This window comes from Autumnicola patrickiae (assembly GCF_031846525.1).
In the GTDB taxonomy this organism is placed as follows: Bacteria; Bacteroidota; Bacteroidia; order Flavobacteriales; family Flavobacteriaceae; genus Autumnicola; species Autumnicola patrickiae.
In genome coordinates, this window is sequence record NZ_JAVRHM010000008.1 from 89,148 (window position 1) to 109,364 (window position 20,217).

A 20,217-nucleotide genomic window follows, 5' to 3' on the forward strand; every position below is an offset into this window, starting at 1 on the left:
ACCTTTTCGCGGTGCCCGAACTTACCACCTATTCTATGAAGTCCTTAAAGATTCTTTTTGTTTTAATTTTTTTTATACAATTTAAGGCCACTTCACAGAACCTTCAGTATTCTCTGGACATAAATTCTTATGGTACTGCATACTCAAAGGAAGAATCACCTTTTTGGATTCATAGTAATAAAAGAGGAAGAGTAAATGAATCTTCGAACCTTACAGGCTGGATAAATGGAGAAGCTCAATATTTTATTACTGAAAATGCTTCAATTGAAGTCGGAATGGGGCTATTATATCACGATGGTTATAATAGTAAATTAAAATTTGATGAATCATATTTAAGTTTTGAAAATTCCTGGCTGAATATAACAGCGGGTAGAAAACAAAGGGAAGAATTATTCCTTGGCCTAAGTGCCAGTAATGAAAGTATATTATGGTCCTTAAATGCCAGGCCTCTTCTAGGATTTCGAATAGAAACGACTAAGCCTGTGTTTCTTTTTAATGACCATGGAATTGGTTTTACAGGTTCTTTTGGTGAGTACTATTTAGATGATGAGCGTTTTGTTCAGAATGTTCGTGTTCACCATAAAAGTTTTAACCTGGTTTACAAATCGGCTGGTAACTTCCAGCTTTCTGCTGGATTACAACACTTTGTTCAGTGGGCAGGAGTTTCTCCTGAATATGGAAAATTGTCAGATGGATGGGAAGATTACTTACGTATTTTTCTGGGGGGACAGGGAGATAATGAAGCTGGAGTCGCAGAAAATGCAGAGGGTAATCAGATTGGCAGCTATGAGGTAAAGCTAAAAACGGAATTGAGCGATTATAAGATCGAATTGCTATACAATCATCTCTTTGAAGATGGATCCGGACGGATGTTATTTAATACTCCTGATGGTCGTTATGGTATTTTTATAGAAGACACTTATAAACTCTCTGAAAATAATTGGATAAAGGCCCTTATGTATGAGCTTTATTATACCTTAGACCAGAGTGAGGGTAGTGGAACCACTGATGGAGATGATAATTATTTCTCCCATAATCTTTACAAATCTGGATGGACTTACGAAAATAGGATTATAGGAATGCCATTTATAACAATGAATGATAATAGAATCCGGGTGTATAATAATACTCTTGTGGCTCATCATTTAGGTATAACAGGTATGGCTTTTAATTCTTACCCTTATAAGCTTTTAAATAGCTATAGAATAAATTACGGATATAAAGGGAATGATGTCCTAGACAATAAAATTCTTTCCTCTTTTCTGGAAGTTGAGGTTTATAATTTAAACAATCTAAATATAAATATTCAGGTAGGTGCAGATATTATTTCTAATGCACCGGCTAATGTAGGGGCGGGTATTCTTTTGACCAAAACACTTTATTAGGTTTAAACCTCTTGTTCACGAGGATTAGCATCATCTATTTTTTCTTCCACCCTTTTTTTGTCTTCTTTATCGGCTTCAGGTGTTTGCTGTATATTTTCCGCCCTGGGTTCATAGTTTAATTTGATGAACATAGGAAAATGATCAGAACCTATATGCCGTTCACTGGCGATATCAATTAAGGTAAAATCATTACTGTGGAAAATATGATCCAAAGGCCATCTTAAAAGAAAGTAATCTGCATGAAAAGTATTGAAAAAGCCTCTGCCTACTCTGGGGTCAAGAAGTCCGCTCATTTTTTTAAATAATTTAGTTGTTCTTGACCAGGCGACATCATTTAAATCGCCGAAGACTACAACAGATTCTTTATCTGGTCTGATATCCCTCCCCAGCATAAGAAGTTCAGCATCACGATTAGTAGAAGTATCTGCCTCTGACGGACTGGGAGGCATAGGATGCAGGCAATGAAATCTTATTCTAAAATTTTCGTCGAGTCGCAGGTAACCATCAATAGAGGGAATATCATCCTGAACTATATAGCGCACTTTTTCCTCCTCCAGTTTGAGTTTTGAGTAAAGGTGCATACCATATAAATTATCCTGGGGCACCTTTACTGTATAAGGATAGTCTTTTTCCAGTACTTCAAGTTCTTCTTCCCAGCGCTTGTCACTTTCCAGAGTTAATAAAATGTCCGGGTTTCTATCTTTTACCAGTTTTAATAGTTTACCATAGTTCGTATTCTGAGTAAGTACATTACTAACAAGAATAGACAGGTTTCTGCTGGATTTACTACCAGAAAATTGCAGCACATCTTTTTTTGCCAGAGGTGTAAACGGAAATATTTTTTTTATCTGATAAAGAAGACTAAGGAAAAGCGCAAGTAAAATAATAAATTGCCAGGGTTCCTCAAAGGAATAAAGGATAATCGATATTAAAATGAGTAGCACGAGTAAGAGAGAAATCTGAACCCTAGGAAAATCAAACCCTCGAATCCACCAGTGATCAAACCTCGTAAGGGAGGCTAGAGTAGGAATCATCATTATAAAAGATAGAAAAAGAAGAATTATTTCTGCTATCTGCATTGACTAGTATCTGATTTTAAAAGCTATAAGAAACACCTATACCCCTGGAGTTAATTCCTGTTCCATTTAAATTAAATTGGGCTGTTGGGTATAAACTTACGCTTTCATTTTTAGTTTTGTGGATTTCAGGAATTAAAATTCCGCAAGCAGCTCCAATCCCCAGTCCTACCAGGTTATCACTTATAAAATGTTTCCCTCCTTCCATTCTAAGGTATCCCACAAATGCCGGAATTACCGCCGCTCCTGTCCAAACATAAGGTAAAGCAGGGGAATCCGGGTTAAAATCCTGAAAAACTTTAGCTGTAAAAAATGTTGCTGCTGCAGTAGCTGCAGTATGTCCGGCAAAAAATGATCGTTGCGCATCGCTATCTGTTCGCTCACCCATAGGAAGGGATTCATTATAAACCAGAGGTCTGCTTCGTTGTACTGCACCAGCTGTTAAGGTGAAGAGCGCGCCAGTAGTGGCCATTGTTTCAACGAATAAAACAGAGATCTGACCAAAATTACTCCTTTCGTCTTCACCTGCCAGAAATAATAACGGTAGGGCAAAAGAGGTGTAAAAAGGTATATAACTTAACTCATCTGCTCTTTTTGAACTATTTCCTGCCGCCCAACGATCTATTGCCCAAATATCATCCTTATCAATGGCAGCAATGTCAGCTTCAGTCAATTCATCCTTATTTTGAATTAGTAAAACACCTGCTACATTTAATCCCAGACCCGCGGTAATCCATGCCCCATCTTTCCATACGTCAGTTTTATAAGGGGAAGAAGAACTTTGGGAGTTAACCGGAAAGCTTAAGCATAGACATAGAATTAAACAAAAGAAGTGTCGCATATCTAATAATTTAAAAGAAATTTTATTGTAGATCTGTATAAAGACATAGAGAAGCGAAATTATTAAATACGTAGAAGGATGTCCATAGAATTAAGAAAACTCTATCCTTCTATTAACAAAATATTAAATCATGTTCAAGATAATAGTTTTTCCGTTTCTGTACAAAATACCTTAAATTTAGAAAATGATGAAGAGAAATAAAATGAAGACGAATGGCTTTATATTCAAGAAATATGAAGAACCTTTCAAAACACCTTTTGAAAAACTTTTTGAAATCTTTAAAGAACTTATCACTCATACTTCGGGTGATCTTGATGAAGCTCTGGAATGGCTTGAGCAGCTGGATAAAGAGTACAAACTCACCGATGAGGATTATACCATAGATGATTTTGTAGAAGACCTTAAAAAGAAAGGCTACATCCGTGAAGAAATAGAACCAGATGGCAGTGGCGGAATGGCCATAACAGCTAAAACCGAAAGAGCAATCAGACAGCAGGCCCTTGACCAAATCTTCGGAAAATTGAAGAAAGGTACTGCCGGCAACCACCGTACTAATAGGATTGGAAGAGGGGACGAGCATACTGGTGATTTTCGGGATTACCAATTCGGTGATTCTTTGGATAGTATCTCCATGACTGAGAGTCTCCGGAATGCCCAAATCAACAATGGTATCGGAAACTTCGAAATGACCCAGGATGATCTTGTGGTAGAGGAAACTCATTTTAAGTCTCAGATGAGTACCGTATTAATGATCGACATTAGTCATAGCATGATTTTGTACGGCGAAGACAGGATCACTCCGGCCAAAAAAGTTGCTATGGCCCTTGCCGAACTCATTACAACTCGCTATCCTAAAGACACGCTGGACATCCTTGTTTTCGGAAATGATGCCTGGCCAATTTCTATTGCAGATTTACCTTATTTAAACGTTGGTCCTTATCATACCAACACCGTAGCAGGCTTGCAATTGGCTATGGATCTTCTAAGGAGAAAACGTAACACGAACAAGCAGATTTTCATGATCACAGATGGCAAACCTAGTTGCATAAGGGAACGTGACGGTTCATACTACAAGAATAGCATGGGTCTTGATCCTTATATAGTGGACAAATGTTACAATGCAGCGAGGCAGGCAAGGAAACTACATGTTCCAATTACTACGTTTATGATCGCTCAGGATCCGTATCTGACACAATTTGTGAGGGAATTTACTAATGCTAATCAGGGAAAAGCATTTTTTACTGGGTTAAAAGGTCTTGGGGAAATGATATTTGAAGATTATGAAGCCAATCGCAAAAAAAGAATTAAAGGTTAAAAAGAAAAAGATGAGTATTAAAAATATTAGCACGCTTGGGGAACTTAAATCTTCAGGATATAAAAGTAAAAGTATAAAAGAGGAGCTTCGGCAAAATCTCATTCAGAAAATAAAAAATAAGGAGTCAGCTTTCGAAGGTATTCACGGCTACGAGAACACTGTGATTCCAGAACTGGAAAGGGCAATTCTTTCGAAGCACAATATAAATCTCCTTGGCTTACGCGGACAAGCGAAAACCCGTCTTGCCAGGTTAATGGTGAACCTGCTTGATGAATATATGCCTGTTGTTGAAGGTTCCGAAATTAATGATGATCCACTGAATCCTATTTCCCGCTTCGCAAGGGAAAAAATATTAGAAAACGGAGATAACACTCCGGTTACGTGGATACATAGGGAAGAAAGATTTTTTGAAAAGTTAGCAACACCAGATGTTACGGTTGCCGATTTAATTGGTGATGTGGATCCTATAAAGGCTGCAAATTTAAAATTGAGTTATGCAGATGATCGTGTGATCCACTTCGGAATGATTCCCCGTGCAAACCGCAGTATTTTTGTGATTAATGAGCTGCCAGACCTGCAGGCGAGGATTCAGGTTGCGCTGTTTAATATTTTGCAGGAAGGTGATATCCAGATAAGAGGTTTTAAACTTAGACTTCCTTTGGATCTGCAATTCGTTTTTACAGCAAACCCTGAAGATTATACTAATCGCGGTAGTATCGTGACTCCGTTAAAAGACAGGATTGGTTCACAAATTCTTACCCATTATCCGGAAACTATCGAGATAGCCAAAACAATTACCCAACAGGAGGCGAAGCTTGACAAGAGACAAAGTGACTTAGTTTATGTTCCGGAATTAGCTAAAGATCTACTGGAACAAATTAGTTTTGAAGCCAGGGAAAGTGAATTTATTGACGAAAAAAGCGGGATTAGTGCCAGGATGAGCATCACGGCGTATGAAAATCTACTTAGTACAGCAGAGCGACGTACGCTTAAATCTGGAGATGAAAAGACACTTTTGAGGTTTGGAGATTTCCTGGGTGTGATACCGTCAATAACAGGAAAAGTAGAATTAGTGTATGAAGGAGAACAGGAAGGAGCGGCTGCGGTGGCTTTGGAATTATTAGGTGATGCTGTAAAAACTCTGTTTCCGCTATATTTCCCTAAAGTGGAGAAGCTGCAAAAAGCAGAAGATTCAAGCCCTTACGATGAGCTGGTGGAATGGTTTTTTGAAGAGAGTGGCTTTGAGTTACCAGATGATCTTTCAGATGAAGAGTATAAAAAAAGGCTTGATTCCATTAAGCCTTTAAATGATCTTATAAAAAAGCATCAACCGGAAGTTAGTAAAGAAGAAAGTTACTTTCTTAAGGAATTTCTGCTTTGGGGCTTGGTAGAATACAAGAAACTTAGTAAGCATAGATTTACTAAAGGTGTCCAGTTTAAAGATCTGTATGGAAGTTACATAAGCGGATTATAAAATTCACTTCTTGAAATCTTAAGAAATACCTGATTTTGTTAAAGATCAGGTATTTTTTTTTGCTCTAACAAAGAAATTCATAATTATGAACTGAATATTGCTTTTTTGTTTTTTTTACACATAAAATTATATAATTTTATCACGAGTTTAGCCAAAATCATGAGCACTAATACCATTAATAGTAACAATTTCTTCTTTCCTGCAATTTCTGCATCAGGCACTATTACTATGATGATTATTTCTCGTATTACCCCTTTGGGGTAATTATATATATAAACTTCCGTCCGTACCTATATATTGGTAAAATCGATTTCAAAAAAATCATACACGACAACTTTAAAAAATTATGAATATTCTCAAATTCGGAGGTTCTTCTTTGGCCTCTCCCGACCGTATAAAATTAGTAGCTGAAACTGTTCAGAAACATTTAAAAACAGATCCAACCATTGCTGTTTTCTCAGCATTTGGTGGCGTCACCAACGATCTCCTTTATATGGCTGAATTAGCTTCAAAAGAAGACATAGCTTATAAGGAAATTCTTGCAAAAAATGAAAAAAGACATCTCGATGCGGTAAAGGCATTAATTCCTGTACAATCCCAGAGCGGTATTTTGAGCAAAGTAAAAAACGAGTTTAATCGTTTGGAAACCTTGTATGAAGGAGTTTTTCTATTAAATGAACTTTCCAATAAAACGAAACACGTGGTTTCGGGATTTGGGGAAATTCTTTCCTCTTTAATTATTGCTGAATATTTTAAGAGTATTGAGGCAGAGGTAAACTTTGTAGATTCCCGTGAACTCGTTGTTTGTAGAAATACAAACGAAAAGGTTCAGGTAAGTTACGAGGAGACCTACAAGAATATCCAGAATTACTTTTCAAATAAGAATAACGAACTTTTTGTGGTTCCTGGGTTTGTTGCAAAGACTTTTCAGGGAGTTCCAAGTACCCTTGGTCGTGGTGGATCAGATTTTACAGCAGCTATTTTTGCGGGAGCGCTGGATGTGGAAGAGTTATTCATCTATACCGATGTAAACGGAATGTACACTGCAAATCCAAGTCTGGTTTCACAGGCCTATCCATTGAAGAATATTTCTTATGAAGAGGCGATGGAATTGTCTCATTTTGGAGCGAAAGTATTATATCCTCCAACTCTGCAGCCACTACTTGACAAGCAGATAAAAATTCATATAAAAAATACATTTAAGACTGAAGAGGAGGGAACAGTAATCTCCAAATCCAGTAAAGAAAATTTCCGTTGGGTTACCGGGATTACCCATATAGATTCTATTAAACTGCTGAATATTGAAGGTAGTGGTATGGTGGGTATACCAGGATTCTCTAAACGCTTTTTTGAAGTTCTTTTCCAGGAAAATATCAACGTAGTACTTATTACCCAGGCTTCTTCAGAACATAGTATCTGCATCGCAGTAAAAGATGATGAAGCTGAAGCTGCCAAGGAAGCACTCGATACAGCTTTTGAAGTAGAAATTGAACAGAAGAAAATCCGTCCTGTACATATCGAAGAAAATGTAGCGATCGTGGCTTTGGTTGGTGACAGCATGAAAAGTCATCATGGATTGAGCGGGAAGATGTTCAGCGCGCTTGGGAATAACAATATAAACATAAGGGCGATCGCACAGGGATCTTCAGAGCGTAATATTTCTGCAGTAATTGCAAAGAAAGATGTGAAAAAAGCACTCAATACGCTACACGAACAGTTTTTCGAGGTTCCGTCAAAAGAACTAAATCTGTTCATCACCGGTGTTGGTAATGTTGGAGGCAAATTACTCGCCCAGTTTCAGAAACAGGAAAAATATCTGCTTGAAAAACTCAGATTAAAAGTGAGAATTCTGGGGCTTTCTAACTCCCGAAAAATGGCTTTTAATGAAGACGGCATAGATATCAATAACTGGCAGGAAGCACTGGAAAATGGAGAAACAGCAAATAAGCAGGGCTTCTTTGATAAAGTAAATAAACTGAATTTGCGTAACAGCATTTTTGTAGATAATACCGCCAGTGCAGAGATTGCTTCCTGGTACAAAGAATATCTGGCTAATTCTATTTCTGTGGTCACCTGTAACAAAATTGCATGTGCCGATGATTTTGCCAATTATCAGCAATTACAAAATCTGGCGCGGGAATATGGGGCTTCATTTTTATATGAAACCAACGTAGGTGCCGGATTGCCAATTATCGATACGCTAAAAAACCTGATAGCTTCAGGAGATAGAATTCAGAAGATCCAGGCGGTACTTTCAGGAAGTCTTAATTTTGTGTTCAATACTTATAATGCGACCGAGCCTTTTTACAAAACAGTAGAAATGGCAATGAAGGAGGGTTATACAGAACCTGATCCAAAAATTGACCTTAGTGGAGTGGACGTTGCCCGTAAGATTCTAATTCTTGCCCGCGAAAGTGGTTTGAGAATGGAACTTGGAGATATCGAAAGAGAAGATTTCCTTTCGCAGGAAAGTCTTAATTCCGAGAATAATGAGAAATTCTTTGAATTACTGAAAAGAGATGAACCTGAGTTCCAGCAGATCTATAAAAGTGCCGAAAAGAATAACGCTCAGCTAAAATACGTTGCACAACTGGAAGATGGTAAGGCCAAAGTGGGGCTTCAGGAAGTAGGCTCAGATCATCCTTTTTATAACTTAAGCGGAAGCGATAATATCGTATTATTCTTCACTGATAGATATAGCCAGCAGCCGCTCATCGTTAAAGGTGCCGGCGCGGGTGCAGATGTTACTGCTTCAGGAATTTTTGCTGATGTAATTCGGATAGGAAAAAAATAGGATCATGGATGAAATCAGAATTTTTTCCCCGGCCACTGTTGCCAACCTCTCCTGTGGATTTGATGTTCTAGGCTGTTGCCTGGACTCCGTTGGTGACGAAATGCTCATCAGAAAGAATGATCTTGGGGAGGTTAGAATTACCAAAATTACAGGACAGGATTTACCTCTGGAAACAGATAAGAATGTTGCCGGGGTTGCAGCTAAAGCCTTGCTTGAGGAATTAAGTAGCAAGCAGGGATTTGATATTGAAATTTATAAAAAAATAAAAGCAGGAAGCGGAATTGGCAGCAGTGCTGCCAGTTCTGCCGGTGCTGTTTTCGCCATTAATAAGTTACTCGGAGAACGATTCAGCGCAAACGAATTAATCCCTTTTGCTATGGAAGGGGAACGGCTCGCCAGTGGCAATGCACATGCAGATAACGTGGCACCGGCACTGCTGGGCGGTTTTAGTCTTGTAAAAAGTTACGATCCTTTGGAGGTGATAAATCTTCCTTCTCCTTCTGAATTGCGCATGGTCGTACTACATCCTTTAATTGAAATAAAAACAAAGGATTCCAGGTCTATCATTAAGCAGAGCGTAAGCCTTAAAAAGGCTATTTCCCAGTGGGGAAATTTAGGAGCTTTTGTTAGCGCGCTTTATACTGAAGATTATGAACTGCTGGGGAGAAGCCTTAAGGACGAGGTTGTTGAACCAATCAGGTCGATCTTAATTCCTTATTTTGATGATTTAAAGCAGGTTGTGATGGATAAAGGAGCCTTAGGCTTCGGAATTTCAGGTTCGGGTCCTTCAGTTTTTGCCCTTTGCAAAGGCAACGAAAAAGCTGAAAATGTGAAAGCCGCAATAAATGACTTCTATAAATCCAAAGATATAGCGTTCGAACTTCATCTTTCAAAAATTAATACAGAGGGGATAAAAATACTATAATGAATTACTTCAGTTTAAATAACAGGGAGCATACCTCCAATTTTGAAAATGCAGTGGTAAGAGGCCTCGCACCAGATAAGGGTTTATATTTTCCGCAGAAAATTCAAAAACTTCCAAAATACTTCTTCAGTAATATCCAATCTATGGATAAAACGGAGATTGCTTTTGAAGCGATTAAAAATTATGTGGGTGACGAAATAAGCGATTCCGCTTTAAAAGATATTATTGCTGATACGCTGGACTTCGATTTTCCTGTTGTTGATGTGGAAAAAAATGTGGGCAGCCTGGAACTTTTCCACGGTCCTACCTTGGCTTTTAAAGATGTGGGAGCACGTTTTATGGCGGGCAGTCTTGGATACTTTATCAAAAAGGGAAAACTTGGAAATATTACTGTGCTTGTGGCAACGTCTGGAGATACGGGTGGCGCGGTAGCGAATGGTTTTCTTGGTGTGGAAGGTATCGACGTGGTGATTCTTTATCCTAAAGGAAAAGTAAGTGAAATCCAGGAAAAGCAACTAACGACCCTGGGGCAGAATATTGTCGCCTTGGAAGTGGACGGTGCTTTTGACCAGTGTCAGGATATGGTGAAAAGGGCTTTTCTGGATGATGAAATTCAGCAAAAAAGACAACTGACTTCCGCGAATTCTATAAACGTTGCGCGTTGGCTGCCGCAAATGTTTTATTACTTCCTGGCTTATAAACAACTGGCAAATAATGACCGAAAATTGGCATTTTCGGTGCCTAGCGGTAATTTCGGCAATATCTGCGCCGGACTTTTAGCCAGGGAAATGGGATTGCCTATAGATCATTTCATCGCTTCCAATAACGCAAATAATGTAGTTACGCGATACCTCACAAATGGCAATTATCAGCCTAAAGCGAGCGTCCAAACCATTTCTAATGCTATGGATGTTGGGAATCCAAGCAATTTTGTAAGGGTGCTGGAACTTTTTCAGAATGAATTCGGAAATCTGAAGGAGCATTTATCTTCTTATAGTTTTGATGATCTGGCCACAAAAATGACCATTAAAGAAGTTTTCGACAAAACAGGATATGTGATGGATCCGCACGGCGCTATAGGTTATCTAGGGCTACAAGAATTTCTCAAACAAAATAAAGATTACTACGGAATATTTCTTGAAACGGCACATCCTGTTAAGTTTTTAGACACTGTGGAAGAAGCGATAGGGCAAAAAGTTGCTATTCCTGATTCCATTGAAGGTATCATACACAAAGAGAAAAAATCTCATCAGATTAGTGATTATGATGAGCTTAAATCTTACTTATTGTCATAGGATTAGAAGTAAAAGCCATACCCCACAGGTTTTAGCCAGTAAGGTTATCGGAACCTGTGGGGTTTATTTTAAAGACATGGGTTAGAACCACTTCCAAAACAGTATGTCGATAATTGGCAAATTTGGGCTTAGACTTTTTAAGGATAAATAGATCAATCAGGTATCAAAAAACTTTCCGAAAGTGGATTACCTAAAGCAAATTGGGTGAATGGAACACGTGGACGATCGCTTTGAAGACCTAATTGAGCTTTAGCTAATTTGTTTTCAAGGTTAAGACGTCATTAGTTACTTCAACTACTTCGAATTCGTATATTTCTTCTGCTCCTGAATTGTAAATTTTAAGAATATCCGTATCCTCATCATATTCCCACGTACCTCTCGCCGTGTAGTGAGCATCATTTGGAGCTAAGACGCTATATTCACATACATTATTACTCTCAAAGTAAAACATTTGCCTGTACCTACTTGTTGGAAAAGCATTGAACCTTTCAGATCTGTAAATTTCAATTTCTTCTGACGGATTTTCCTCATAGGATTCAATCCATTGTACTCCTATTAAGTCTCTTTCATTCACTTCGTCATCTTTTTCACAACTTAGCATTATGATAACCAAGGAAAGGAAAAGAGATAAAAAAAGTAGCTTCTTCATTATCATAGCTTTAACTGAAGTTTTTCTGAAAAGACCAAACCAGTACTCACTGGTTTTAAAATCTTCTGAGATTTATTATCAGATCGATAATTGCCATTTTTTGAGGTAGATTTTATACGAACAGCACAATATTCTATGTTATTGAACTTCAGCATCACGCTCAAAAGTTATGTCAGCCAAACAGCTTTCTAAAGGTCCACAAGGATCAAAATTGAATACTAATTCTTCCTGATTTACAGAATAATCGAAGCTCGATTCCCCATCTTCCTGAATTAGAATTAACTCATCAAGACTTACAAATTGTGTAGACTCAATGTTAGAATTCCATTGGTCAAAAATTAAAGACATGCGATCGCCTTCCGTAGTAAAACTTCCTTTCGTTTGCACATGATAACCTTCAATGGTATTGGTACTGGTGTTTCTTAAAAAAGTATAACTTTCAAAAGTTTTATCACTTAAAAATTCGTACTGCAGTACATATTCATAATTTCCTTCTTCCAGGTCGGGATAATCTTCATTATTTATTTCATAGGTGTTTTCCCAAACTCCCAGAAGATTTTTTTCATTTGAAATGTTTTCGTCGTCACTTGAGCAGGAAATCAGAGTAAAAATTACAATAAGGCTAAGCAATCTTTTCATAATTAAGGCTTGGTTGTTTTCTTATAGATGCTATAAACCTGAAAAGGTTGCGTCAAAAATTTAATACTTTGCAGATTCTCCTTCTTTCGGAAGCGTTTTCTGAATAAACTCCCGAATATCATCATTGGCATTCCTCAAATCTTCATTCCGTAAGTACATCATATGTCCGCTGCGATATCCCTTAAAGCTTAGCCGGTCTTTCATCTTTCCGCTCTGGTCCAGCTGCCACATAGAATATTTTGCGTTAAAATAGGTCGTGGCTCCATCAAAATATCCAGATTGAATAAGAACATCCAGATTCGGATTTTGGGCCATGGCCTGCCTCAGATTCTCACCGGAATTGTTTCCTGTCCTGTCCCAAGGATGAACCGGCCCAAACATAAAGTATTTCAGATCGGTTTTAAAATTCAGCTCTTCGCGCAAATAGTAATTTATTGCCGGGGTAAAGGAGTGTAACCAGGAAGTAAGTTCAGCATTATAGTCGGGCGAATCACCGGCATCTTTTGCATCGAGCCCCAAATACCGGGAATCCAGTCTCCCCACAGTATAACCGCTTTTATCCCGAAGCAATTCTTTCCAAAAACTTCTAATTGGAACTTCAAGATTATTCTGAAGAAATACTTTTTTGGAAACTCCGGAGTAATAAGCCATTCTTTCGGCAATCTCTTCCCGTTCGGCTTCTTCAGCAAAACCTCCTTTTACAAGAACGGGAAGTACTTCAGTAATTGTATATGCTTCCACTTCTTCTAAAAGTTCGTCGAGATCTTTGTTCTGCAATTCCGGAGGCAAAACCTTGTGATACCAGGCAGTTGCTGCAAAATATGGTAATCGATTTGCAACTTCTACAGGTCCTTCACGCTCTATTCCCAATTCCGTTGGAGAAACCAGGATCACACCGTTTAAATACATCCACTGGCTGTTTTGAAGTTCCAGTGCAAGTCCGGAAACCCTTGTGGTTCCATAACTTTCTCCAATCAGGTACTTTGGCGACAACCATCGGTTATTTCTTGTTACAAATGTGTTTAACCATTCAGCGAGATAAGAAATATCTGCATTTACCCCAAAAAACATATCACGCTCCACATTACCACCTTCATCGGGAATTGGCCTGGAATAACCCGTATTTACAGGATTTACGTATACAATATCAGCAACATCTAGAATAGAGTGCGGATTTTCTTTGATGCCATATGGCTGAACAGGAAAACCTTCATCGTCTATTTTTAAAATTCTGGGTCCGGTATACGCAATATGCATCCAGACGGAAGCAGAGCCCGGTCCGCCATTAAATGAAACTACTAATGGCCGATTTTCCTGGTTTTTAATTCCACTTCTTTGGTAATAGGTGTAATAAAGACTTGCTATTGGTTCTCCCGTTTCGTTCCATACTGGCTGGAATCCTGTAGTTGCAGAATAGTTGATGTTTTCACCATTAATTGTAACTGAATGATTTGTAACCACCGTAGTATCTACAGGAATCTCAACTTTTTGCGCAAAACAACTTAAGGTTACAAGGAGTAAAAAGAGGGTAGAGGTAAATTTCATTTTAGGAGTTATAATTATAAAACCTGAAAATTACTTCTAATTATGAAAACCTGCAAAAGAATACTTAGCTCCTTAAAAGGACTAGTCTTTATTATTTAAGTTTTCATCTTTAAAGATGATGATATATGATATGTACATCCCGCCTAAAGCAGCTAGAAGAAAGAACAACATCGCCAGGCCGGGATATCCTAAGATCATAAAATTTGAGGGAACCTGCATTAACATCGCCGCACCTACAATCATAGCCGCAATTATTAATCCCAATGTAATCCTGTTGGCCACTTTCTGAAATCCATCGGTTACCCGCTTTTCGTCAATAGCTTCGATTTTTATTTTGAAATTATTATTCGCCAGGTTCTCGGAAATTTTATTAAGTCTTTCGGGTGCATGTTCAGCTAATTTTTTCGACTGCAAAAGCATTGTAAAGAAGTTCTCCGGCTTCAGTTCTTCGTAAACTTTGGTTTGCATAATCTTGGTTACGTGCCTTTTGATAGCCTCTCTTAAATCAAAGTCGGGATCCAAAACAGCGACAATCTGATCCATATTCAAAAGGATTTTTCCCAGAATATTGAGTTCTACAGGAATTTGAATTCCAGACTCGGCCGAAAGCCGATTAAGATGAATGACGAGCCGGCCAGTTTGGAGATCCTTTGCTGTGCTGTGATCGCTTTCCATAATAATATTAGTTATGGCTTTGCGGAATGATCGCAGATCGGTTTCTTCATCATATTCACTCATTCCAATAAGTACATTGGCAGTTTCTGCACCGTTAGTATTACTAATGGCAATGAGTAGCTGTAAAATATTCTCCTGCATTTGTGGAGTAAACCTTGCCACCATTCCAAGATCAATTAAAGCAATCTTTGCGTCTGGAGTAAACTGAATATTCCCCGGGTGAGGATCTGCATGAACAAAACCATCATTAATGATTTGCTTAAGATAGGCCTCCACAAGCTGATCCACGAGAGGGCTATAATCTACCTCCAATTGCTTTAATGGAGAGAGGGAAGTTATTTTTTTCCCTTGAATATATTCCATCGTAAGCACCTTCCCGGTACAGTAATCATCAATTGGTTGAGGAACAATTAAATCTGGAAACTCACTTAAATTACGACCTAAAGTTTTTAGATTTTGTGCTTCCCTGTAATAATCCAGTTCGTAAAGTACAATCCTGCTTAATTCTTCCAGAACGTGATCAAAAGAATATTTTCTGGCGGTTTTGGTATGTCTTACGGCCAGATCGGCAATTTCTTTTAATGTATCGAGATCTTCGAGAAACTTCTTTTTAATTCCCGGTCGCTGTATTTTCACTGCTACAGGCTGCCTAGATCTTAAGGTCGCATAATGTACCTGACCTATAGAGGCACTGGCAAGCGGTTTTTCATCAAATGTGTCAAAAGCTTTTGAAATACGGGTGCCAATTTCTTCTTCTACAATTTTGTGAACTTCTTCATAGGGAATTGGAGCTACATCATCCTGAAGTGTAGCGAGTTCTTTTAAATAGGCATCGGGTAATAAATCTGGCCGTGTAGAAAGTAGCTGACCAAGTTTTACATAAGTTGGTCCCATGTTTTTGAGATCTTCTACTAATTCTTCCGGGGTCTGCTCAAAATCATAATCCTTGTTTTCTTCGTCTTCCTCCATCGCATTGGAAGCCGTTTTTTGTAAAAGGTCGCTTTGCCAGTACTTCAGCATAAAGCTAATAAACTTCCGGTAACGATCCAGACTATCAGGTAGAACAGACATACACTTCAATTAGGTTAATGAGGCTATAATATGACTTAGCTTAAACAATTCACAAATTACAAGGCTTTGCCTTAATCAGCAAGAGAATGAGAAATATTTAACGATTCCAGGTTATAAGGAAAGGATTTTATTAATATGATTAATATTAGATGGATTTCCAAAAAGATAAAGAAGGTCATCCTGCATAATAATAGTATTGGGGGAAATTTCTGTGAGATAATCATTCTCCCTTTTTATAGCCAGCACAGTCACCCTGTAATTTTTTCCCATTCCAGATTCTTTAATGGTCTTACCAACAATTTTCTTATTGTTCCGCCTAACGCTAAGAGTTGCTATTTCTTTATTCGGAATATTAAGATGCTGTAAGTTAGGGTTATGGGGTTTGCCTTTAAGAGATGTAAGCATCGCATAATCTGAAGAACGGATGCTGTCTGTAAAATCCTGAATTTCATCAAAAGGGACCAAATATTTTTTCAAGACCCGGGTGAAAATTTCTATTGAAGTTTCAAATTCTTCAGGAATTACTTCATCTGCCCCAAGGCGGATACTTTCTTCAATTTCGCTAACATAACGGGTTCGAACAATTATAAAAGCCGTTTGGGTAAATAAACGGATACTGCTAATAATTTTATGAGTGGCAGCAGGATCTGAAATGGCAATTACCACCACACGCGCTTCCTGAACATGAATATGTTCTAAAATAGTAGGATTTGTTGCATCCCCAAAGACCACAGGTTCTCCCTTGGCCTTGGCTTTATTGAAAGAATCTGGATCCATATCTACAATTACATACGGAATATTGGCATTTCTGGCAGCCTTTCCAATATTCCCGCCATTAATTCCATAACCTATAATCACAAGGTGATCGTGCAGGTTTTCTTCAGAAAATTCTTCCGTATCAGCAGATTTCTTAATATTATTGAGCCGTTTTCTTACTGCGGAAGGGATTGGTGCTTTAAGAATAGCATAGGTGATCCTGGAAGAATAGGAAATAAGGAATGGTGTTAAGCCCATACTTATAATTGAAATAGCGAGAAAATACTGATAAATATTCTCCGGAATCAATCCGTTCTCCAATCCAACTCCGGAAAGCAGAAGCGAAAATTCACCAACCTGAAACAGGCTAAAAAGCGTCATAAAGATAGTTCGTGGCTTATATTTTAAAATAAGCGTAGTCAATCCTACTACAACCATTTTAAGCAGGATAACGGCAACAACAAGTAGTAAAATGTAAACTATATTGCTAAAAAAGAAGTTTAGATTTAGCAGCGTTCCAACTGAAATAAAGAAAAAACTGATAAATATTTCTCTGAAAGGGAGCACATTAGCAGTAGCCTGGTGGCTGTAATCAGATTCGGATATAATCAATCCGGCAAAGAACGCACCGAGGGCCAGAGAAAGTCCGACAGAGGAGGTTAACCAGGCAATCCCAAAACAAAAAACTACGACCGTAAGAATAAATAATTCCTGATTTTTAGTTTTTACCACCCATTCAAAAACTTTTGGTACTACATATTTAGCCAGAAGAATAATTACAATTCCTACTAAAATCACTTTGGCGGTAAGAATACCAATTGTCAGCAAAATATTGTCAGATTTACCCGCCAATAACGGTGTAAAGAGCATCATGGGAACAACAATAATATCCTGAAAAATAAGAATGGCCACACCAATCCTGCCGTGTGGAGCAGTCATTTCACCTTTTTCCTGAAGAAGCTTTAGAACAATTGCAGTACTACTTAATGAGAAAAGAAATCCTAGGAAGATGGATGTATTTAGCGGAAGTCCTAAAAAAGTAGCGACCAGTGTTGTTATTAGAATTGTGCCACCAACCTGGAGACCACCTCCAAAAATAATTGTATTTTTTATGGATGCCAATCCTTTCAACGAAAGCTCAATTCCAATGACAAACAGCAGAAAAATAATACCAATTTCCGAAAGTAATTCTACCTCGTGTTGGGAGCTTATAAGATTAAAGGCATGGGGCCCTGCAATAATTCCTGCAAGTAAAAATCCCAGGATAGAAGGAACTTTTATTTTTTGAAACGCGAGGATAATTAGGATTGATAATCCAAGGATTACGACAATATCCTGTAGAATAGGAATTTCCATGCAGCAATAAGTAGTTTTAGCAAATTTATTTGAAAATTCAATTTAGGAGATTTGCCCGAAATAAAATAAAAAAAGCGGTAGTATCTACCACCGCTTTTTAACTTGTTTAAATAATGAACATCTAAGATTTCAACCAGGCATATCTAAGTTCTACCTGTTCGCTATCAGCGTTTTGCATTTCTACTAATCGCATACCAGGCGCAGTTGGTTCAACAATAGTCGATTCTACAACTACTTCTTCACCATTTCTGGTAATAGTCATTGTAATTGGATCTCCCTCTTTCCAATTTTGAGAAGCCGTTATAAGATCATAAATGTTATCTCGGGTATATTTTGTTCCATTAATATCCACAATTCTATCACCACCTTCAAGTTCTAATTCCTGAAGAAAAGAATTCAATTCCACATCATTTCTTACCAAAATACTTCCCTGGGGATCTACAGTAATATAAGGTGTTGTTTGATTTTGTAAAAAGTATCCAACAGAAACTTCACCTTCTCTTATAGTCAGACCTACTTTTCCGAAAAATTCCGAATATGGAATTGGAGTGGTTCCTATTACGTAAGTATCAAAGAACTTTTGGATTTCAGGATAAGTAAGTTCAACTATATCAGATATTAGCTCATCATCATTAAAAGGCTTGTCCTTACCGTATTTTTGTGTAAGTTCTTTCATAAGGTCAAGAACGCCCATACTTCCGCCGCTAAGTTCTCTTAAACGAATATCCAAAGCCATTCCTATTAAGGCTCCTTTTTGATAAACATTTGCGTAGTTGTTCTGATACTCTTCCTCAAGAATATTTTCACTCATTACGGTAAAGGACATAGTATCATCGTAACGCTTGGCCGCTTCAATTTTCTCATTAATTCTATCGTAATATTCCTGATTGGTTATTAATCCCTGGTTCACCTGAAAAAGATTCGCGAAATATTCTGTAACTCCTTCGTACATCCAAAGATGCTGCGACATTTTTGGATCGTTGTAATCGAAGTAATGTATTTCCTGAGAATGCACACCCAGCGGAGTGATTATATGGAAGAACTCATGTGAAACTATATCAGTAAGACTTTCATTTAAAGCTTCCTCTTCCATAATTTCAGGCATAACTACAACGGTAGAAGTATGATGTTCTAAAGCTCCAAAATTACCCGCATCATTTTGTCCCGGAGTTGCGGATAAGTAAAGCAGAATCGCATATTTATCTGTGTTATCTATGTCACCCAAAAAGTTCTTTTGTGCCGTGATCATTTTCCTCATGGCAGGAGCAAAAGTTTCTGCTGAAAATTTATCATTTGGAGAATAAACGTTCAATAAAACCTCCATTCCCTGGATGTTGAAGCTCACGGTATCCGGCTCTGCATACATAATTGGATTATCGGTAACTTCAAAATATCGGTTTAGGTTGTAAATATCGGTTTTTGCATTATCACCTTCTGTAGTAACCGTTTGATCAATCTCAAGTGCACTTCCGGCGATAAGGTCAGAAGGCCTTTTAATTTCAACACGATATTTTTTCTCCTGCATATTTTCGAAGTAGCCTACAAATCCGTGCAGGTTGAGCAGGAAATTCTGGTCTTCAAGAATATTTGTTCCGGCCATAGAATAAATTCCGCCTTCTCCCTGCACATCAAACGTATCATTTACCCAATACGTGATTTTATCCAGGTTTTTGGCATCGGGAATGCTCCAGCTGTTTTCATCAAGCTGCACAATTTCCAGTTCATTCCCTTTATAATCGTAGGCTTTGAAATCTTCGGAATATTTCCCGTAGTTGGAAGTAGAGTAGGTGCCTGGTACGGTCTTAGGAATGTAAAACGTAGTGGTTTCCGTAGTAAATTCTGCGGGATCGATACTCACCATTACCCGGTCATCCTGAACATTCACAAGATCGAGTTTGGTGATGATGGGTTGTTCTTCAGTAACTGTATTCTGAGTGGTTTTACACCCAAAAATGGCAAATGACATTGCCAGTGCATAAATGAATTTTTTCATTCTAAAATGTGGTTTTGTTTTAATCATACTGAATTTTCTGCGGAAAGTTACGAATCTCAACTGCATTTAAAACAACTTCACTCTGTTAACACCTTGTTAATATGAAAATAACTACTGAATTACTTAAGAAACACTGGTTTGTACTTCTCCTGAAAAATGAAAGCCGATAATATTCATTTTATACCTACTTCTTTTGAAAAAAAATTTAGATTTATCTATAAAACAATTTGCAGATCCGTGACATGAATTACTCCATCACGTCGAAATTTGCCTTTTTTGAGATTATATATATAAAAGCAGTACATACAAGGTCGTTTTAGACCTGTCATGCGCAAAATTACTGCAGCTTCAAATTCAGTAAGTCGATAATTGCCATTTTCAGACATGCACCTAAAATAAAGATCCTTTCAGATTTAGCATAAAAAAAG

General features: G+C 37.9%; 14 protein-coding genes. 6 read left to right on the plus strand and 8 right to left on the minus strand.

The window, feature by feature from the left end:
* The first annotated feature begins 35 nt into the window (after positions 1-35).
* The gene (locus RM549_RS08615) at positions 36-1,385 is read left to right on the plus strand and encodes a capsule assembly Wzi family protein (RefSeq protein ID WP_311683781.1); all 1,350 of its coding nucleotides are present in this window, start codon (positions 36-38) and stop codon (positions 1,383-1,385) included.
* Positions 1,386-1,387: 2 nt separating this feature from the next.
* Here RM549_RS08615 and RM549_RS08620 read toward each other — a convergent pair whose 3' ends face one another.
* The gene (locus RM549_RS08620) at positions 1,388-2,464 is read right to left on the minus strand and encodes an endonuclease/exonuclease/phosphatase family protein (protein WP_311683782.1); all 1,077 of its coding nucleotides are present in this window, start codon (positions 2,462-2,464) and stop codon (positions 1,388-1,390) included.
* Positions 2,465-2,480: 16 nt separating this feature from the next.
* Complete coding sequence (locus tag RM549_RS08625; RefSeq protein ID WP_311683784.1) at positions 2,481-3,302, minus strand: phosphatase PAP2 family protein; 822 nt, start codon at positions 3,300-3,302, stop codon at positions 2,481-2,483.
* Positions 3,303-3,486: 184 nt separating this feature from the next.
* Between RM549_RS08625 and RM549_RS08630 the strand changes: the two genes are divergently transcribed.
* The 5 genes from RM549_RS08630 to thrC all read left to right on the plus strand — a co-directional run bounded on the left by RM549_RS08630 (position 3,487) and on the right by thrC (position 11,105).
* Entirely contained in the window at positions 3,487-4,617 is a 1,131-nt protein-coding gene (locus RM549_RS08630; RefSeq protein WP_432264709.1) for a vWA domain-containing protein, read from the plus strand.
* 10 nt (positions 4,618-4,627) lie between these two features.
* On the plus strand, positions 4,628-6,091 hold the full coding sequence (locus tag RM549_RS08635) for a magnesium chelatase (RefSeq protein ID WP_311683786.1): 1,464 nt from the start codon (positions 4,628-4,630) through the stop codon (positions 6,089-6,091).
* Positions 6,092-6,437: 346 nt separating this feature from the next.
* On the plus strand, positions 6,438-8,885 hold the full coding sequence (gene thrA, locus RM549_RS08640) for a bifunctional aspartate kinase/homoserine dehydrogenase I (protein WP_311683788.1): 2,448 nt from the start codon (positions 6,438-6,440) through the stop codon (positions 8,883-8,885).
* A 4-nt stretch (positions 8,886-8,889) separates the two neighbouring features.
* Positions 8,890-9,810 carry a homoserine kinase gene (locus RM549_RS08645; RefSeq protein WP_311683790.1) on the plus strand — a complete coding sequence of 307 codons (921 nt, stop codon included), beginning with the start codon at positions 8,890-8,892 and terminating at the stop codon, positions 9,808-9,810.
* Positions 9,810-11,105, plus strand: a complete 1,296-nt coding sequence (thrC, locus tag RM549_RS08650) for a threonine synthase (protein ID WP_311683792.1) — start codon at positions 9,810-9,812, stop codon at positions 11,103-11,105. The genes RM549_RS08645 and thrC overlap by 1 nt, the downstream gene beginning before the upstream one ends.
* Positions 11,106-11,358: 253 nt before the next feature.
* Here thrC and RM549_RS08655 read toward each other — a convergent pair whose 3' ends face one another.
* From RM549_RS08655 to RM549_RS08680, 6 genes are all read right to left on the minus strand, one after another.
* On the minus strand, positions 11,359-11,754 hold the full coding sequence (locus RM549_RS08655) for a lipocalin family protein (RefSeq protein ID WP_311683794.1): 396 nt from the start codon (positions 11,752-11,754) through the stop codon (positions 11,359-11,361).
* 138 nt (positions 11,755-11,892) lie between these two features.
* Positions 11,893-12,393 carry a hypothetical protein gene (locus RM549_RS08660; RefSeq protein WP_311683796.1) on the minus strand — a complete coding sequence of 167 codons (501 nt, stop codon included), beginning with the start codon at positions 12,391-12,393 and terminating at the stop codon, positions 11,893-11,895.
* Between the two features lie 60 nt (positions 12,394-12,453).
* On the minus strand, positions 12,454-13,938 hold the full coding sequence (locus tag RM549_RS08665) for a S10 family peptidase (RefSeq protein ID WP_311683798.1): 1,485 nt from the start codon (positions 13,936-13,938) through the stop codon (positions 12,454-12,456).
* 81 nt (positions 13,939-14,019) lie between these two features.
* Positions 14,020-15,684: an ABC1 kinase family protein gene (locus RM549_RS08670; protein ID WP_311683800.1), complete on the minus strand. Its 1,665-nt coding sequence runs from the start codon at positions 15,682-15,684 to the stop codon at positions 14,020-14,022.
* Between the two features lie 111 nt (positions 15,685-15,795).
* Entirely contained in the window at positions 15,796-17,796 is a 2,001-nt protein-coding gene (locus tag RM549_RS08675; protein ID WP_311683802.1) for a cation:proton antiporter domain-containing protein, read from the minus strand.
* A gap of 121 nt (positions 17,797-17,917) precedes the next feature.
* Positions 17,918-19,789, minus strand: a complete 1,872-nt coding sequence (locus RM549_RS08680) for a M61 family metallopeptidase (RefSeq protein ID WP_311683804.1) — start codon at positions 19,787-19,789, stop codon at positions 17,918-17,920.
* Between the last annotated feature and the right edge of the window lie 428 nt (positions 19,790-20,217).

What these genes read in the sequence shown, in the direction of transcription:
- RM549_RS08645 (WP_311683790.1), top strand. Translation starts at nt 8,890, where the DNA reads ATGGATGAAATCAGAATTTTTTCCCCGGCCACTGTTGCCAACCTCTCC.
- RM549_RS08655 (WP_311683794.1), bottom strand. Translation starts at nt 11,754, where the DNA reads ATGAAGAAGCTACTTTTTTTATCTCTTTTCCTTTCCTTGGTTATCATA.
- RM549_RS08675 (WP_311683802.1), bottom strand. Translation starts at nt 17,796, where the DNA reads ATGGAAATTCCTATTCTACAGGATATTGTCGTAATCCTTGGATTATCA.
- RM549_RS08665 (WP_311683798.1), bottom strand. Translation starts at nt 13,938, where the DNA reads ATGAAATTTACCTCTACCCTCTTTTTACTCCTTGTAACCTTAAGTTGT.
- thrA (WP_311683788.1), top strand. Translation starts at nt 6,438, where the DNA reads ATGAATATTCTCAAATTCGGAGGTTCTTCTTTGGCCTCTCCCGACCGT.
- RM549_RS08615 (WP_311683781.1), top strand. Translation starts at nt 36, where the DNA reads ATGAAGTCCTTAAAGATTCTTTTTGTTTTAATTTTTTTTATACAATTT.
- RM549_RS08630 (WP_432264709.1), top strand. Translation starts at nt 3,487, where the DNA reads ATGATGAAGAGAAATAAAATGAAGACGAATGGCTTTATATTCAAGAAA.
- thrC (WP_311683792.1), top strand. Translation starts at nt 9,810, where the DNA reads ATGAATTACTTCAGTTTAAATAACAGGGAGCATACCTCCAATTTTGAA.
- RM549_RS08680 (WP_311683804.1), bottom strand. Translation starts at nt 19,789, where the DNA reads ATGAAAAAATTCATTTATGCACTGGCAATGTCATTTGCCATTTTTGGG.
- RM549_RS08620 (WP_311683782.1), bottom strand. Translation starts at nt 2,464, where the DNA reads ATGCAGATAGCAGAAATAATTCTTCTTTTTCTATCTTTTATAATGATG.
- RM549_RS08670 (WP_311683800.1), bottom strand. Translation starts at nt 15,684, where the DNA reads ATGTCTGTTCTACCTGATAGTCTGGATCGTTACCGGAAGTTTATTAGC.
- RM549_RS08625 (WP_311683784.1), bottom strand. Translation starts at nt 3,302, where the DNA reads ATGCGACACTTCTTTTGTTTAATTCTATGTCTATGCTTAAGCTTTCCG.
- RM549_RS08635 (WP_311683786.1), top strand. Translation starts at nt 4,628, where the DNA reads ATGAGTATTAAAAATATTAGCACGCTTGGGGAACTTAAATCTTCAGGA.
- RM549_RS08660 (WP_311683796.1), bottom strand. Translation starts at nt 12,393, where the DNA reads ATGAAAAGATTGCTTAGCCTTATTGTAATTTTTACTCTGATTTCCTGC.